Here is a 14,521-nt window from a genome sequence, read left to right as displayed (position 1 = left end):
CTTCCGGGACGGCCATGCTGAACAAGTACGCGCGTGCTTTCTTCACGCGTGTCCTCACCCCTTTCGCCGCACTGCTGCTGCGCCTGGGGGTGAGTCCGGACGCGGTCACGCTGGTCGGTACCGGCGGCGTGATGGCCGGAGCGCTGGTCTTCTACCCCCAGGGTGAGTTCTTCTGGGGGACGGTCGTCATCACCCTGTTCGTCTTCTCGGACCTGGTCGACGGCAACATGGCCCGTCAGCTCGGGCGTTCGAGCCGCTGGGGCGCGTTCCTGGACTCCACGCTGGACCGGGTCGCGGACGCGGCCGTCTTCGGCGGCATCGCCCTCTGGTACGCGGGCCGGGGCGACGACCTGGTGCTCTGCTCCGTCACGCTGTTCTGCCTGGCCAGCGGCCAGGTCGTCTCGTACACCAAGGCGCGCGGCGAGAGCATCGGCCTGCCCGTGAACGTCAACGGGCTCGTGGAGCGCGCCGAGCGGCTGGTGATCACGCTGGTGCTCGCCGGGCTCTCCGGCTTCGAGCACACCTTCGGCGTGCCGCACATCGGGCTGCTGCTGCCGCTCGCGCTCTGGGTGGTCGCCGTGGGCAGCGCGGTGACGCTGGGCCAGCGTGTGGTGACCGTACGGCGGGAGGCCGCCGAGGCGGACGCGGAGGCGGCGGAGGCCGCCGCACCGGCCGAGGGCGACGACGCCCCCAAGGCGGAGGGGAGGACGGCTTGAGCACGGCCACCGACCGGCTCACCGACTCGCTCTACCGGCTCGGCTGGGCCGGGGTGAAGAAGCTCCCGCAGCCCGCCGCGGAGCGCCTGGGACGCCGCATCGCGGACGTCGCCTGGAAGCGGCGGGGCAAGGGCGTCAGCCGCCTGGAGGCGAACCTGGCGCGCGTGGTGCCCGACGCCTCCGAGGCGTATCTGCGGCAGCTCTCCCGGGCCGGGATGCGCTCGTACATGCGCTACTGGATGGAGTCCTTCCGGCTGCCCGCCTACAGCGAGCGGCAGCTGCTTGACTCGGTCCACATCCACGACATGGACCGGCTGACCGACGGCCTCGCCTCCGACCGGGGCGTGCTGCTGGCGCTGCCGCACATGGGCAACTGGGACCTGGCGGGCGCCTGGGTCGTCACGGAGACGAAGACGCCGTTCACCACGGTCGTGGAGCGGCTGAAGCCCGAGTCGCTGTACGACCGCTTCGTCGCGTACCGCGAGGGGCTCGGCATGGAGGTGCTGCCGCACGCGGGCGGCTCCGCGTTCGGCACCCTGGCCCGCAGGCTGCGCGCGGGCGGCTTCGTCTGCCTGGTCGCGGACCGCGATCTGTCCTCGTCCGGGGTCGACGTGAAGTTCTTCGGCGAGACCGCGCGGATGCCCGCGGGGCCCGCGATGCTGGCGCAGCAGACCGGGGCGCTGCTGATGCCGGTGACGCTCTGGTACGACGGGACGTCCGTGATGAAGGGGCGGGTGCACCCGCCGGTCGAGGTGCCCGAGCACGGCAGCCGCAGGGAGAAGTCGGCGGCCATGACGCAGGTCGTCGCCGACGTCTTCGCGGCGGGCATCGCCGAGCACCCGGAGGACTGGCACATGCTCCAGCGGTTCTGGCTCTCGGACCTCGAACCCCGGGAGGGGACCGGATGAGGATCGGCATCGCCTGCCCGTACTCCTGGGACGTCCCGGGCGGCGTCCAGTTCCACATCCGCGATCTGGCCGAGCATCTGATCCGGCTGGGGCACGAGGTGTCCGTCCTCGCTCCGTCGGACGACGAGACCCCCCTGCCGCCGTACGTCGTCTCGGCGGGACGCGCCGTTCCCGTGCCGTACAACGGCTCGGTCGCGCGGCTCAACTTCGGCTTCCTCTCGGCGGCGCGCGTACGCCGGTGGGTGCACGAGGGCGCCTTCGACGTGCTCCACATCCACGAGCCCGCGACGCCGTCGCTGGCGCTGCTGGCGTGCTGGACCGCGCAGGGGCCGATCGTCGCGACGTTCCACACGTCCAACCCGCGCTCGCGGTTCATGATCGCGGCCTATCCGATCCTGCAGCCCGCGCTGGAGAAGATCAGCGCCCGTATCGCGGTGAGCGAGTACGCCCGCCGTACGCTCGTCGAGCACCTGGGCGGCGACGCGGTCGTCATCCCGAACGGCGTGGACGTCGGCTTCTTCGCGGACGCCGAGCCCAAGCCGGAGTGGCAGGGCGGGCCCGAGGGCCGCACGATCGGCTTCATCGGCCGCATCGACGAGCCCCGCAAGGGCCTGCCCGTCCTGATGCGGGCGCTGCCCGAGATCCTGGAGAAGGCGCCCGGGACGCGACTGCTGGTCGCGGGGCGGGGCGACGAGGAGGAGGCGGTGGCCTCGCTGCCCGAGGGCATGCGGGACAGCGTCGAGTTCCTCGGCATGGTCAGCGACGAGGACAAGGCCCGCCTGCTGCGCAGCGTGGACCTGTACGTGGCGCCCAACACGGGCGGCGAGAGCTTCGGCATCATCCTCGTCGAGGCGATGTCGGCGGGCGCGCCGGTGCTCGCCTCCGACCTGGACGCCTTCGAGCAGGTCCTGGACGGGGGAGCGGCGGGCGAGCTGTTCACCAACGAGCGCGCCGACGCGCTCGCCGAGTCCGCCGTGCGCCTGCTGGCCGACCCCGAGCGCCGGGCCGAGCTGCGGGCGCTGGGCACCCGGCACGTGCGCCGCTTCGACTGGTCCACGGTCGGCGCGGACATCCTCGCCGTCTACGAGACGGTGACCGACGGCGCCGCCTCCGTGGCGCCCGACGAACGTACGGGGCTGCGGGCCCGGCTCGGCCTGGCCCGCGACTGACGGGCCTGTGACCGGCCGGCCCGTGACCGACGACGAGACCCGAGAGCCACGATGCCCACCGTCACCACACTGATCTGGATCGCCGCCGTCCTGCTGGTGATCGGCGTCTATCTGAGCTGGACCGCGGGCCGCCTGGACCGGCTGCACACGCGGATCGACGCCGCCAAGGCGGCCCTGGACGCGCAGCTGCTGCGCCGGGCCTCGATCGTGCAGGAGCTGGCGACGGCGGGGGTCCTGGACCCCGCCGCCTCGATCGTCCTCTACCAGGCGGCGCACGACGCGCGGCAGGCCGAGGAGGACCAGCGGGAGGTGTCCGAGAGCGAGCTGAGCCAGGCGCTGCGGGCGGTCTTCGCGGACAGCGCGCAGGTCGAGGCCGTACGGGCGGCGCCGGGCGGCGCCGAGACGGCGCGGGAACTGGGCGCGGCCGTCCGGCGCGTGCCGATGGCGCGGCGGTTCCACAACGACTCGGTGCGCGCGGCGCGGGCGCTGCGGCGGCACCGCAAGGTGCGCTGGTTCCGGCTGGCGGGCCACGCGCCGTCGCCGCAGGCGTTCGAGATGGACGACGAGCCGCCGCCGGTGCTCGCGGACCGGGGCCAGTAGGGGGTCCGGAGGAGCCACAGCACATGGATTGGCCCTTTTCCCGGTCTCGTCCGATCGGCGACGGTGACGGTACGGGCCAGGGCGGCCCGGTCGTTTCATCTTGTCGAGCGAGGTCAAACCGTGTCTTCTCCGTCCACCGCCACAGGCTCCGCCGCCGCGACCACGACCCCGGCCACCGGCACCGCGCGCGTCAAGCGCGGCATGGCCGAGCAGCTCAAGGGCGGCGTGATCATGGACGTCGTCACGCCGGAGGAGGCGAAGATCGCCGAGGACGCGGGCGCCGTCGCCGTGATGGCCCTGGAGCGCGTCCCGGCCGACATCCGCAAGGACGGCGGCGTGGCCCGTATGTCCGACCCGGACATGATCGACGGGATCATCAACGCGGTCTCGATCCCCGTCATGGCCAAGTCCCGCATCGGGCACGTCGTCGAGGCCCAGGTCCTCCAGGCGCTCGGGGTCGACTACATCGACGAGTCCGAGGTCCTCACCCCCGCCGACGAGGTCAACCACAGCGACAAGTTCGCGTTCACGACCCCGTTCGTGTGCGGCGCGACCAACCTGGGCGAGGCCCTGCGCCGGATCGCCGAGGGCGCCGCGATGATCCGCTCCAAGGGCGAGGCGGGCACGGGCAACGTGGTCGAGGCCGTCCGCCACATGCGCCAGATCAGGAACGAGATCGGCAAGCTCACCGTCCTGGACAACAACGAGCTGTACGCCGCGGCCAAGGAGCTGCGCGCCCCGTACGAGCTGGTCAAGGAGGTCGCCGAGGCGGGCAAGCTCCCCGTGGTCCTCTTCTCCGCGGGCGGCGTCGCCACCCCGGCGGACGCGGCGCTGATGTGTCAGCTCGGCGCCGAGGGCGTCTTCGTCGGCTCGGGCATCTTCAAGTCCGGCGACCCGGCCAAGCGCGCGGCGGCGATCGTGAAGGCGACGACGTTCTACGACGACCCGAAGGTGATCGCCGATGTCTCGCGCGGCCTCGGCGAGGCCATGGTCGGCATCAACTGCGACACCCTCCCCGAGGGCGAGCGCTACGCGAACAGGGGCTGGTGACGGGTGGCCCGCCCCACCGTCGGCGTCCTCGCCCTGCAGGGTGACACCCGGGAGCACCTCGCGGCCCTGGAGGCCGCGGGGGCCCGGGCCACGTCCGTACGGCGCGCCGCGGAGCTCGACGCGGTCGACGGGCTGGTCATCCCCGGCGGCGAGTCCACCACCATCTCCAAGCTCGCGGTGGCGTTCGGCCTGATGGAGCCGCTGCGCGAGCGGATCGGCGCGGGGCTGCCCGCGTACGGCTCCTGCGCCGGAATGATCATGCTGGCGGACAAGATCCTGGATCCGCGCTCCGGCCAGGAGACCATCGGCGGCATCGACATGATCGTGCGCCGCAACGCCTTCGGGCGGCAGAACGAGTCCTTCGAGGCATCCCTCATCATGGAGGGTGTGGACGGCGGCCCCGTCGAGGGTGTCTTCATCCGCGCCCCCTGGGTGGAGTCCACGGGCGCGCGGACGGCGACACTGGCCTCGTACGACGGCCACGCGGTCGCCGTGCGGCAGGGGAACCTGCTGGCGACGTCCTTCCACCCGGAGCTCACGGGCGACCACCGGGTGCACGGACTGTTCACGGAGATGGTGCGGTCAGCACGCTGAGTGGCGGACGGTAGGATCTCCGCGTTGATCCTGTTGGTGACTTTGAAGGAGCGAGGCTGTGTCCGGCCACTCTAAGTGGGCTACCACCAAGCACAAGAAGGCCGTGATCGATGCCAAGCGCGGCAAGCTCTTCGCGAAGCTGATCAAGAACATCGAGGTCGCGGCACGTACGGGCGGCGCCGATCCCGAGGGCAACCCGACGCTGTACGACGCCATCCAGAAGGCGAAGAAGCAGTCGGTCCCCAACAAGAACATCGACAGCGCGGTCAAGCGCGGCGCCGGTCTTGAGGCGGGCGGCGCCGACTACGAGACGATCATGTACGAGGGCTACGGGCCCAACGGTGTCGCGGTGCTCATCGAGTGCCTCACCGACAACCGCAACCGCGCCGCGTCCGACGTGCGCGTGGGCATGACCCGCAACGGCGGCTCGATGGCCGACCCGGGCTCCGTCTCGTACCTCTTCAACCGCAAGGGCGTCGTGATCGTCCCGAAGAGCGACCTGGGCGAGGACGACGTGCTCGGCGCCGTGCTGGACGCGGGCGCCGAGGAGGTCAACGACCTGGGCGAGTCCTTCGAGGTCGTCAGCGAGGCCACCGACCTCGTCGCGGTCCGCACCGCGCTCGTGGACGCCGGGATCGACTACGACTCGGCCGACTCCAGCTTCCTGCCCACCGTGCAGGTCGAGCTGGACGAGGAGGGGGCGCGGAAGATCTTCAAGCTGATCGACGCGCTGGAGGACAGCGACGACGTGCAGAACGTCTACGCGAACTTCGACGTCTCCGACGAGGTCATGGCGAAGGTCGACGCCTGAGAAGCGCGCTGCGCGCGACTCGGCGTGACGGCCCGGCGGACACGCGTTCCGCCGGGCCGTCGCATTGTCGGTGCCGCCCGATAACCTGCGGGAACAGGTGAAGCGGCAGGGGAGGGAGAGCGGCTTGCGCGTGCTGGGGATCGACCCGGGGCTGACCCGTTGCGGAGTCGGCGTGGTCGACGGCGTCGCGGGGCGCCCGCTCACGATGGTCGGCGTGGGCGTCGTGCGCACACCGGCGGAGGCCGAGACCCACGACCGGCTGGTCCTCATCGAGCGTGGCGTCGAGGAGTGGCTGGACGCCCACCGGCCCGAGGCCGTCGCCGTCGAGCGGGTCTTCAGCCAGCACAATGTGCGTACGGTGATGGGCACCGCCCAGGCCAGCGCCGTCGCGATGCTCTGCGCCGCGCGCCGCGGACTGCCCGTCGCGCTGCACACCCCCAGCGAGGTCAAGGCCGCGGTCACCGGCTCGGGCCGCGCGGAGAAGGCCCAGGTCGGCGCCATGGTCGCGCGGCTGCTCCGGCTGGACGCGCCCCCGAAGCCGGCCGACGCGGCCGACGCGCTGGCGCTCGCCATCTGCCACATCTGGCGGGCCCCCGCGAAGAACCGCCTCCAGCAGGCCCACGAGGCCCAGAAGGTCCAGCAGACCCAGAAGGTCCAGCAAGCCATGGCCGCGCAGCGGCTGAAAGGTACCCGCCGATGATCGCCTTCGTCTCGGGCCCCGTCGCGGCCCTCGCCCCCGACACCGCCGTGATCGAGGTGGGAGGGGTGGGCATGTCCGTGCAGTGCGCCCCCGGCACGCTCGCCGGGCTCCGCGTCGGCCAGCCCGCCAAGCTCGCCACCTCCCTCGTCGTCCGCGAGGACTCGCTGACGCTCTACGGCTTCGCGGACGACGACGAGCGGCAGACCTTCGAGCTGCTCCAGACCGCCAGCGGCGTCGGCCCGCGCCTCGCCCAGGCGATGCTCGCCGTGCACAGCCCGGACGCGCTCAGGTACGCGGTGTCCAGCGGGGACGAGAAGGCCCTCACCGCGGTCCCCGGCATCGGGAAGAAGGGGGCGCAGAAGCTGCTGCTGGAGCTGAAGGACCGCCTCGGCGAGCCCCTGGGCACCGGCACGCACGCCCGCGCGCAGGGCGTCGGCACCGCCGCCTCGGCCGGATGGCGCGAGCAACTGCACGCGGCGCTCGTCGGGTTGGGGTACGCGACGCGGGAGGCCGACGAGGCCGTGTCCTCCGTCGCGCCGCAGGCCGAGGAGACGGACTCCCCGCAGGTCGGTGTGCTGCTCAAGGCCGCGCTGCGGAACCTGAACAGGACCAGGTGAGGCCGGAATGAGCGAGACACCCCCGGGCGGCGCGCCCGCCAGCTGGGACGAGCGCCTCGTCGCCGCCGACGCCGACAGCGAGGACCAGGCCGTCGAGGCGGCGCTGCGCCCCAAGGAGCTGGGCGAGTTCATCGGCCAGCCCAAGGTCCGCGAGCAGCTCGACCTCGTGCTGCGCGCCGCCCGCGCGCGCGGCGGCACCGCCGACCACGTGCTGCTCTCCGGCGCGCCGGGCCTCGGCAAGACCACCCTCTCCATGATCATCGCGGCCGAGATGGGCGCCCCCATCCGCATCACCAGCGGCCCCGCCATCCAGCACGCGGGCGACCTCGCGGCGATCCTCTCCTCCCTCCAGGAGGGCGAGGTCCTCTTCCTCGACGAGATCCACCGGATGTCGCGCCCCGCCGAGGAGATGCTCTACATGGCGATGGAGGACTTCCGCGTCGACGTCATCGTCGGCAAGGGCCCCGGCGCCACCGCGATCCCGCTCGAACTGCCGCCGTTCACCCTGGTCGGCGCCACCACCAGGGCCGGACTGCTGCCGCCCCCGCTGCGCGACCGCTTCGGCTTCACCGCGCACATGGAGTTCTACGAGCCGGCGGAGCTGGAGCAGGTCGTCCACCGCTCCGCGGGCCTGCTCGACGTGAGTACGGACGCCGAGGGCGCCGTCGAGATCGCCGGGCGCTCGCGCGGGACGCCCCGTATCGCCAACCGGCTGCTGCGCCGCGTGCGGGACTACGCCCAGGTCAAGGCCGACGGCGTGATCACCCGCGAGATCGCCTCCCGCGCCCTGGAGGTCTACGAGGTGGACGAGCGCGGCCTCGACCGCCTCGACCGCGCCGTCCTCGGCTCGCTGCTCAAGCTCTTCGGCGGCGGCCCCGTCGGCCTCTCGACCCTGGCCGTCGCGGTGGGGGAGGAGCGTGAGACCGTCGAGGAGGTCGCCGAGCCCTTCCTCGTACGGGAGGGCCTGCTCGCGCGTACCCCGCGCGGCCGGATCGCGACCCCCGCCGCATGGGCACACCTGGGACTGACCCCGCCCCAGCAGAATCCGCCGTCACCCCTGGGCGGATCGGGGCAACAGGGACTGTTCGGAGCGTGACGGCGCGGAGACTCGCCGGGCCAGGAACCCGAGTGCCATGCTTGACGTTGTTCCATCGGCGAGCCCTCGCTTAGACTCCGCCGACGCCGCCCCTTGAGGACGGCATGCCCACCCCGAATACCCAGGCCGCTGAGACGTGGCCGTGCTAAGGAATATCTTCCGCCGTGGACCCTATTGCTCTGCTCCCGTTCATCGTTCTCATCGGGGCCATGTTCCTGATGACGCGTTCTGCCAAGAAGAAGCAGCGCCAGGCTGCCGATATGCGTGACTCGATGCAGCCCGGCACCGGCGTCCGGACGATCGGCGGAATGTACGCCGTCGTCAAGGAGATCCGTGAGGACGCGGTCCTCCTGGAGCTTGAGCCGGGCGTGCACGCGCTCTTCGCCAAGAACGCCATCGGCGCCGTCCTCCCGGACGACGAGTTCGACCGGATCGTCAACGCCGGGGAGGGCGATTCCCTCGACGTCGACGTGCCGGACGACGCCTCCGCGCTGACCCGCGACGAGGACGACACGCCCGCCGACGAGAAGGTCGAGCTCGGCAAGAAGGACGCCGACGACGACTCCGAGGGCGACGCGGACGCCACCGAGGACGCCAAGACCGCGAAGGCCGACAAGGACTCCAGCGACACCAAGCGCGACGGAGACTCCGGCTCCAAGTAAGGTCGGCGCCGCCGGACCGAGACCGGGTCCGGCGGCGGAGGACGTCCGCACACCACTTTGCGCGCCGCGCGGTCGCCCGGCCGAACGAACTCCGGGGGCGGCAGGGGCGGTTGGACAGGGAGAGACGAGAAGGTGGCAGCACCGAAGAGGGGCCGCAGGACCCCGGGCGCCCAGGGGAAGCCATGGCGCTCCCTCGGGTTGATCATGCTGGTCATGGCCGGGCTGGTCGGCGGAATGTTCATCTCCGGCCACACGTCGCCCCGGCTGGGCATCGACCTCGCGGGCGGCACGAGCATCACGCTTGAGGCCAAGAACCAGCCCGGCAAGCCCAATGCGATCAACCAGACCAACATGGACACCGCCGTCAGCATCATCGAGCGGCGTGTGAACGGTCTGGGTGTGCAGGAGGCCGAGGTTCAGACCCAGGGTGACAAGCACATCATCGTCAACATCCCCAAGGGCACGAACTCCAAGCAGGCGCGCGAGCAGGTGGGCACCACCGCGGAGCTGGGCTTCCGCCCGGTCCTGACCTACGCGCAGGTGGACCCGAAGCAGACGAAGCCGCCGAAGCAGCCCGAACCCTCCGGGTCCGCGGGCCAGAAGAAGAAGCCGGACGGCCAGAGCGACGACGAGGACGGGGAACCGTCCACCAAGCCGACCGCGAGCCAGCCCCAGAGCGGCGACCAGCCGCAGGGCCGCGCGGTCACCGACGGCCTGAAGGCGAAGAACGAGCCGAGCCCGAAGGCCACCGAGTCGGGCAAGAAGCCGAAGGAGACCGAGCAGCCCTCGGTCCCGCCGCAGCAGCAGCCCCAGCAGCCGGGCGTGCCCGCGGACCTCGCCAAGAAGCTGCAGGCGCTGGACTGTTCCACCAAGGAGTCCAAGGCCAAGGCCAGCGAGAAGGCCGCGGCGGCCAAGCCCAAGGATCCGATCGTCGCCTGCGACGCGCAGGAGAAGGTCAAGTACGCGCTCGGCCCGGTCGCCGTCGCGGGCAAGAACGTCAGCAAGGCCAAGGCCGTTCTCGACCAGCAGCGCGGCCAGTGGATCGTCCAGATGTCCTTCGACGACAAGGGCTCGGACCAGTTCGGCGACATCACCGGCAAGCTCGCGCAGAAGCAGCAGCCGCAGAACCAGTTCGCCATCGCGCTCGACGGTGAGGTCCAGTCGGCCCCCAGCGTCCGCGAGCGGCTGACGAGCAACGCGGAGATCTCCGGCAGCTTCACGCAGGAGTCCGCCGAGGACCTGGCCAACATCCTGTCCTACGGCGCCCTGCCGCTCTCCTTCGAGGAGTCGGACGTCACGACCGTCACCGCCGCGCTCGGCAGTGACCAGCTCGAAGCGGGCCTGATCGCGGGCGCCATCGGCCTCGCCCTCGTGATCATCTACCTGATCATGTACTACCGCGGACTGGCCCTCATCGCGATCCTCAGCCTCGTGGCCTCCGCGGTCATGACGTACACGATCATGACGTTGCTCGGACCGGCCATCGGCTTCGCCCTCAACCTTCCAGCGGTGTGTGGTGCGATCGTTGCGATCGGCATCACCGCGGACTCGTTCATCGTCTACTTCGAACGCATCAGAGACGAAGTGCGCGAGGGACGCACGCTGCGGCCCGCCGTGGAGCGCGCCTGGCCGCGCGCCCGGCGCACCATCCTCGTCTCGGACTTCGTCTCCTTCCTCGCCGCCGCGGTCCTCTTCATCGTCACCGTCGGCAAGGTGCAGGGCTTCGCGTTCACGCTGGGCCTGACCACCGCGCTGGACGTCGTCGTGGTCTTCTTCTTCACCAAGCCGGTGATGACGCTCCTCGCGCGCAAGCCGTTCTTCTCGGAGGGCCACTCCTGGTCCGGGCTCGACCCGAAGCGGCTCGGTGCGAAACCGCCGCTGCGGCGCGGCCGCCGCTCGTCCTCCGTCAGCACCGACACGAAGGAGGCGTGAGATGTCCCGTCTCGGCAATCTCGGCGCCCGGCTCTACCGCGGTGAGGTCGGCTACGACTTCGTCGGTCACCGCAAGTTCTGGTACGGGCTCTCGGTCCTGATCACTATCACCGCCATCGTCGGAGTCGTCGTCCGCGGGCTCAACATGGGCATCGAGTTCGAGGGCGGCGCCGTCTTCACCACGCCCAAGACCTCGGCCTCCGTGGAGCACACGACCGAGTCGGCGGAGAAGATCTCCGGCCACCAGGCGATCGTCCAGGAGCTGGGCAGCGGCGGCATGCGCGTCCAGATCGCGGGCGTGGAGACCGAGACCTCGACCGAGGTCAAGGAGAAGCTCGCCGACGATCTGAAGGTCAACTCCGAGGACATCGACGCCCAGCTGGTCGGCCCGAGCTGGGGCGAGCAGATCGCGAACAAGGCGTGGCAGGGACTGGGGATCTTCATGGTCCTCGTGGTGATCTATCTGGCGATCGCCTTCGAGTGGCGCATGGCGGTGGCCGCGCTGATCGCCCTGATCCACGACCTCACGATCACCGTCGGCGTGTACTCCCTGGTGGGCTTCGAAGTCACACCGGGCACGGTGATCGGTCTGCTGACCATTCTCGGTTATTCGCTGTACGACACGGTGGTCGTCTTCGACGGTCTGCGCGAGGGCAGCAAGGGCGTCACCAAACAGACGAAGTTCACGTACAGCGAGATCGCCAACCGCAGCATCAACGGCACCCTGGTCCGTTCCATCAACACCACGGTGGTGGCGCTGCTCCCGGTCGCCGGTCTGCTCTTCATCGGCGGCGGCTTCCTCGGCGGCGGCATGCTGAACGACATCGCGCTCTCGCTCTTCGTCGGCCTCGCCGCGGGCGCGTACTCCTCGATCTTCATCGCGACGCCGCTCGTCGCGGACCTCAAGGAGCGCGAGCCGCAGATGAAGGCGCTGCGCAAGCGGGTCCTCGCCAAGCGTGCCAAGGCGGAGGAGCACGAGGGCCACGACGGGTACGGCGACGACGACGGTCCGCAGGACGAGCCGCCCGCCGGGGTGTCCGGGCAGCGGGACGTGGAGCCGCAGGCGGCGTCGGCCGCCTCGGGCCAGCGCCAGCGTCAGCGGCCCGCGCCGCAGCGCGGCGGCCGTGGCAAGGGCCGGCCCTCGGGCAGGCGCCGTTAGCCGTAGCCCTGGGGTGGGCACGGACGGACGGAAAGAGCGCGGCGGCGCCGGAATACCTCTTGGCAGGGGTTCCGGCGCCGCCGCGTTGTGTGTGTCAGACCGTGTGTCAGACCGTGTGTCCGTCCGTGTGCCCGGCCGTGGGCGTCAGAGGCTCGGGGCCCGGTGCGTGGGGCGGCCGTCGACGACGGTGAGTAGGACGGGCAGTTCTGCCAGGTCGGCGGCCGGGACCGTGAGCGGGTCGTCGGCGAGGACGGTGAGGTCGGCGCGGTGGCCGAGGGCGAGCCGCCCGGCCGCGTGCTCCTCGCCCGCCGCGTAGGCGGGGCCGACGGTCATGGCCTGGAGGGCCTCCGCCGCGGTGAGCGCCTGCCCGGGCCCGTGCGGGGGCCGGCTGAGGTCGCGGCTGGGGCGGCGGTGCCGCGCCCCCGCCATCACGGTGAGCGGCGGGAAGGGGGCGATGGGCCAGTCGGAGCCGAGGACGACGGTGGCGCCCGCGTCCCACAGGTCGCGGCAGCGCCAGGCGCGCGAGGCGCGCTCCTCGCCGAGGCGGCGGGACCAGTTGTCGGTGTGGTCGGCGCGGGTGAAGTCGCAGCAGTGGGTGGGCTGCATGGAGGCGAGGACGCCCAGCTCGGCGAAGCGCGGGAGGGTGTCGTCGGGGACGGTCTCGATGTGCTCGATCCGGTGCCGGACCGGCGCCCGCTCTCCGCCTGCCCGTTCCCCGGTCGTACGGGCCTTCTCGACGGCGTCGAGTGCGTGCCGTACGGCCGCGTCGCCGATGGCGTGGGTCGCGGTCGGCACTCCGGCGCGGTGCAGCTCGCCGATCACGGCGGTGTACGCCTCGGGGTCGGGCCAGAAGGCGTGGGTGGACTCGCCGTGGCAGTCGGGGCGTTCGAGCCAGGCGGTGCCGTTGTCGATCGTGCCGTCCATGAAGAGCTTGACGCCCGCGACGTGCCAGAGCGCGCCGCCCGTGCCCTGCTGTTCGACGAGGGCGCGCAGCCCCTCGGCGTCGGTGCCGGGCTGGCACCAGGGCGCGACGCGCAGCCGCAGGGGCAGTTCGCCCGCGTCGTCGAGCGCGGCGAGGAGCGCGAGGCTGTCGCCGCCCGCGTCCATGGCGTGGCCGCCGGTGAGGCCGCTGGCGGCCATCCGGCGCAGTGCGGCGGCGAGGAGGGCACGGTGCTCGTCGCGGGTGGGCTGCGGGGCCGCGCGTTCGACGAGATCGCAGGCGGCGTCCTCCAGGAGGAGCCCGGTGGGGTGCCCGTTCTCGTCGCAGCCGACCTCGGCCGCCTGTGCGAACGTACGCGGCCCGTCGACGCCCGCGAGCTCCAGGGCGCGGGCGCTGGCCAGCGCCGAGTGGGCGTCGAAGAGCTGGAGGAAGGCGGGGATCCCGTCCAGTACGGGGGAGAGCGCCGCGGCCTCGACGGGCCGGTCGCCGAAGACGTTCGGGTCCAGGCCCCAGCCCCGCAGCCACGCGCCCGGCGCGAGCGTCCGGGCCTCGCGGGCGAGGGCCTCGCGCACGGCGGCGAGGTCGGCGCAGCCCGACAGGTCGAGGCCCTGGGTGAGTTCGGCGCCGGAGACCGGGTGGAGGTGGCCGTCGACGAGGCCGGGGGTGACCACGGCGCCCTTGACGTCGATCACCGTCGTCGAGGGATCGGCGAGGGCGCGGATCTCGCGGTCGTCGCCCAGCGCGGTGATGCGCCCTCCCGACGCGGCCAGGGCGGTCTCCGGCAGGGTACGGCCGGTGACGGGGTCGAGCAGGCGGGCGGAGAGCAGGACGAGACGGGGGCGCACGGCGGCTCCTTGGTGCGGTCAGTTCACGGGGCGTCTTCGGGAACGGGGTGCAGGGCGCCCTCGGGCAGGCCGAGTTCGCGTTCGGCCGTGGTGACGGCCATGCGGCTCACCTCGGGCGGGTGGTGGAGGGTGCTGGTGTTGGCGTGCGCGGCGAGGCCGTCGATGACGACGAGGATCCGAATGGCCGTCAGGTACGGGTCGTCGGTACGGAATTCGTCGCGCTCGACGCCCTCCTGGAGGAGGCCGGATAGGCGCTCGCGCCAGGCGCGCTCCTGCTCGGCCACGCGCTCGCGGAGCACGGGGCGGTAGCGGCTGAGGTGGCGGGCGTTGATCCAGAGGCGGCTGATGTCGTCGTACGCCTCGCCCATCGCGTGGGCGAAGAAGCGCGCGAGGTGGAGCGTGGGGGTGCCCTCGGGCCGCTTCTCCGGGACGAGACCGTCGAGTTCGCCGCTGACGGCGCTGCCGAACGCCTCGGCGACGAGGTCCTCGACGGCCGGGAAGTAGTGGCTGATCAGGCCCGGACGGACGTCGAGGGCCTCCGCGATCCGCCGGAGCGTGATGCACTCCAGACCTTCGGATAGAGCGACTTCTGCGGCAGATTCAACGATTTCCGCACGTCTATCGGCGGCAGACTTTCGAATTCGCTTGCGCGGAACGCTTGACGACATACGGCGGATGCTATTGAGTGACCGACCAATAAGCAAGCAGGTGGGTGACGACCG

General features: G+C 71.8%; 15 protein-coding genes. 13 read left to right on the top strand and 2 right to left on the bottom strand.

The genetic code is table 11. The features are described 5' to 3' along the window. Positions 1 to 14: 14 nt before the first annotated feature. The 13 genes from pgsA to secF all read left to right on the top strand — a co-directional run bounded on the left by pgsA (position 15) and on the right by secF (position 12,014). Positions 15 to 716: a phosphatidylinositol phosphate synthase gene (pgsA, locus tag ACGF3A_RS22890; RefSeq protein ID WP_393732118.1), complete on the top strand. Its 702-nt coding sequence runs from the start codon at positions 15 to 17 to the stop codon at positions 714 to 716. Then, on the top strand, positions 713 to 1,624 hold the full coding sequence (locus ACGF3A_RS22885) for a phosphatidylinositol mannoside acyltransferase (RefSeq protein WP_393732117.1): 912 nt from the start codon (positions 713 to 715) through the stop codon (positions 1,622 to 1,624). Before pgsA ends, ACGF3A_RS22885 begins: the two co-directional genes overlap by 4 nt. After that, on the top strand, positions 1,621 to 2,793 hold the full coding sequence (locus ACGF3A_RS22880) for a glycosyltransferase family 4 protein (RefSeq protein WP_393732116.1): 1,173 nt from the start codon (positions 1,621 to 1,623) through the stop codon (positions 2,791 to 2,793). The genes ACGF3A_RS22885 and ACGF3A_RS22880 overlap by 4 nt, the downstream gene beginning before the upstream one ends. 51 nt (positions 2,794 to 2,844) lie before the next feature. Further along, a complete protein-coding gene (locus tag ACGF3A_RS22875) occupies positions 2,845 to 3,393 on the top strand; it encodes a hypothetical protein (protein ID WP_393732115.1) in 549 nt (182 codons plus the stop codon). 120 nt (positions 3,394 to 3,513) lie between these two features. Continuing rightward, entirely contained in the window at positions 3,514 to 4,443 is a 930-nt protein-coding gene (pdxS, locus tag ACGF3A_RS22870; protein WP_393732114.1) for a pyridoxal 5'-phosphate synthase lyase subunit PdxS, read from the top strand. A 3-nt stretch (positions 4,444 to 4,446) separates the two neighbouring features. After that, on the top strand, positions 4,447 to 5,037 hold the full coding sequence (pdxT, locus tag ACGF3A_RS22865; protein ID WP_393732113.1) for a pyridoxal 5'-phosphate synthase glutaminase subunit PdxT: 591 nt from the start codon (positions 4,447 to 4,449) through the stop codon (positions 5,035 to 5,037). Positions 5,038 to 5,095: 58 nt separating this feature from the next. Further along, a complete protein-coding gene (locus ACGF3A_RS22860) occupies positions 5,096 to 5,848 on the top strand; it encodes a YebC/PmpR family DNA-binding transcriptional regulator (RefSeq protein ID WP_393732112.1) in 753 nt (250 codons plus the stop codon). 124 nt (positions 5,849 to 5,972) lie between these two features. Continuing rightward, positions 5,973 to 6,548 (top strand): crossover junction endodeoxyribonuclease RuvC, encoded by a 576-nt coding sequence (ruvC, locus tag ACGF3A_RS22855; protein WP_393732111.1) that lies wholly within the window; start codon positions 5,973 to 5,975, stop codon positions 6,546 to 6,548. Further along, positions 6,545 to 7,165 (top strand): Holliday junction branch migration protein RuvA, encoded by a 621-nt coding sequence (gene ruvA / locus ACGF3A_RS22850; RefSeq protein WP_393732110.1) that lies wholly within the window; start codon positions 6,545 to 6,547, stop codon positions 7,163 to 7,165. Before ruvC ends, ruvA begins: the two co-directional genes overlap by 4 nt. A 7-nt stretch (positions 7,166 to 7,172) precedes the next feature. Further along, on the top strand, positions 7,173 to 8,261 hold the full coding sequence (gene ruvB, locus ACGF3A_RS22845; RefSeq protein WP_393732109.1) for a Holliday junction branch migration DNA helicase RuvB: 1,089 nt from the start codon (positions 7,173 to 7,175) through the stop codon (positions 8,259 to 8,261). A 164-nt stretch (positions 8,262 to 8,425) separates the two neighbouring features. Next, positions 8,426 to 8,923, top strand: coding sequence for a preprotein translocase subunit YajC (gene yajC / locus ACGF3A_RS22840; RefSeq protein WP_393732108.1), 498 nt, complete (start codon positions 8,426 to 8,428; stop codon positions 8,921 to 8,923). Between the two features lie 132 nt (positions 8,924 to 9,055). Then, positions 9,056 to 10,855, top strand: a complete 1,800-nt coding sequence (secD, locus tag ACGF3A_RS22835) for a protein translocase subunit SecD (RefSeq protein WP_393732107.1) — start codon at positions 9,056 to 9,058, stop codon at positions 10,853 to 10,855. 1 nt (position 10,856) lies between these two features. Continuing rightward, positions 10,857 to 12,014 (top strand): protein translocase subunit SecF, encoded by a 1,158-nt coding sequence (gene secF / locus ACGF3A_RS22830; protein ID WP_393732106.1) that lies wholly within the window; start codon positions 10,857 to 10,859, stop codon positions 12,012 to 12,014. A gap of 144 nt (positions 12,015 to 12,158) precedes the next feature. Here secF and ACGF3A_RS22825 read toward each other — a convergent pair whose 3' ends face one another. Both ACGF3A_RS22825 and ACGF3A_RS22820 read right to left on the bottom strand, forming a co-directional pair. After that, positions 12,159 to 13,799, bottom strand: a complete 1,641-nt coding sequence (locus tag ACGF3A_RS22825; RefSeq protein ID WP_393732105.1) for an amidohydrolase — start codon at positions 13,797 to 13,799, stop codon at positions 12,159 to 12,161. Positions 13,800 to 13,822: 23 nt separating this feature from the next. Then, entirely contained in the window at positions 13,823 to 14,467 is a 645-nt protein-coding gene (locus tag ACGF3A_RS22820) for a TetR/AcrR family transcriptional regulator (protein WP_393732104.1), read from the bottom strand. Positions 14,468 to 14,521: the final 54 nt, after the last annotated feature.

This window comes from Streptomyces sp. NPDC048172, from assembly GCF_043202595.1.
GTDB lineage: Bacteria > Actinomycetota > Actinomycetes > Streptomycetales > Streptomycetaceae > Streptomyces.
Note: the sequence above shows the minus strand (reverse complement) of the source record. Positions and strands in the feature narration are given on the sequence as shown.

Bases quoted from the DNA above. Each gene is read 5' to 3' on its own strand.
- pgsA (WP_393732118.1), top strand. From the start codon at position 15: ATGCTGAACAAGTACGCGCGTGCTTTCTTCACGCGTGTCCTCACCCCT.
- ACGF3A_RS22880 (WP_393732116.1), top strand. From the start codon at position 1,621: ATGAGGATCGGCATCGCCTGCCCGTACTCCTGGGACGTCCCGGGCGGC.
- ACGF3A_RS22875 (WP_393732115.1), top strand. From the start codon at position 2,845: ATGCCCACCGTCACCACACTGATCTGGATCGCCGCCGTCCTGCTGGTG.
- ruvA (WP_393732110.1), top strand. From the start codon at position 6,545: ATGATCGCCTTCGTCTCGGGCCCCGTCGCGGCCCTCGCCCCCGACACC.
- ruvB (WP_393732109.1), top strand. From the start codon at position 7,173: ATGAGCGAGACACCCCCGGGCGGCGCGCCCGCCAGCTGGGACGAGCGC.
- secF (WP_393732106.1), top strand. From the start codon at position 10,857: ATGTCCCGTCTCGGCAATCTCGGCGCCCGGCTCTACCGCGGTGAGGTC.
- ACGF3A_RS22820 (WP_393732104.1), bottom strand. From the start codon at position 14,467: ATGTCGTCAAGCGTTCCGCGCAAGCGAATTCGAAAGTCTGCCGCCGAT.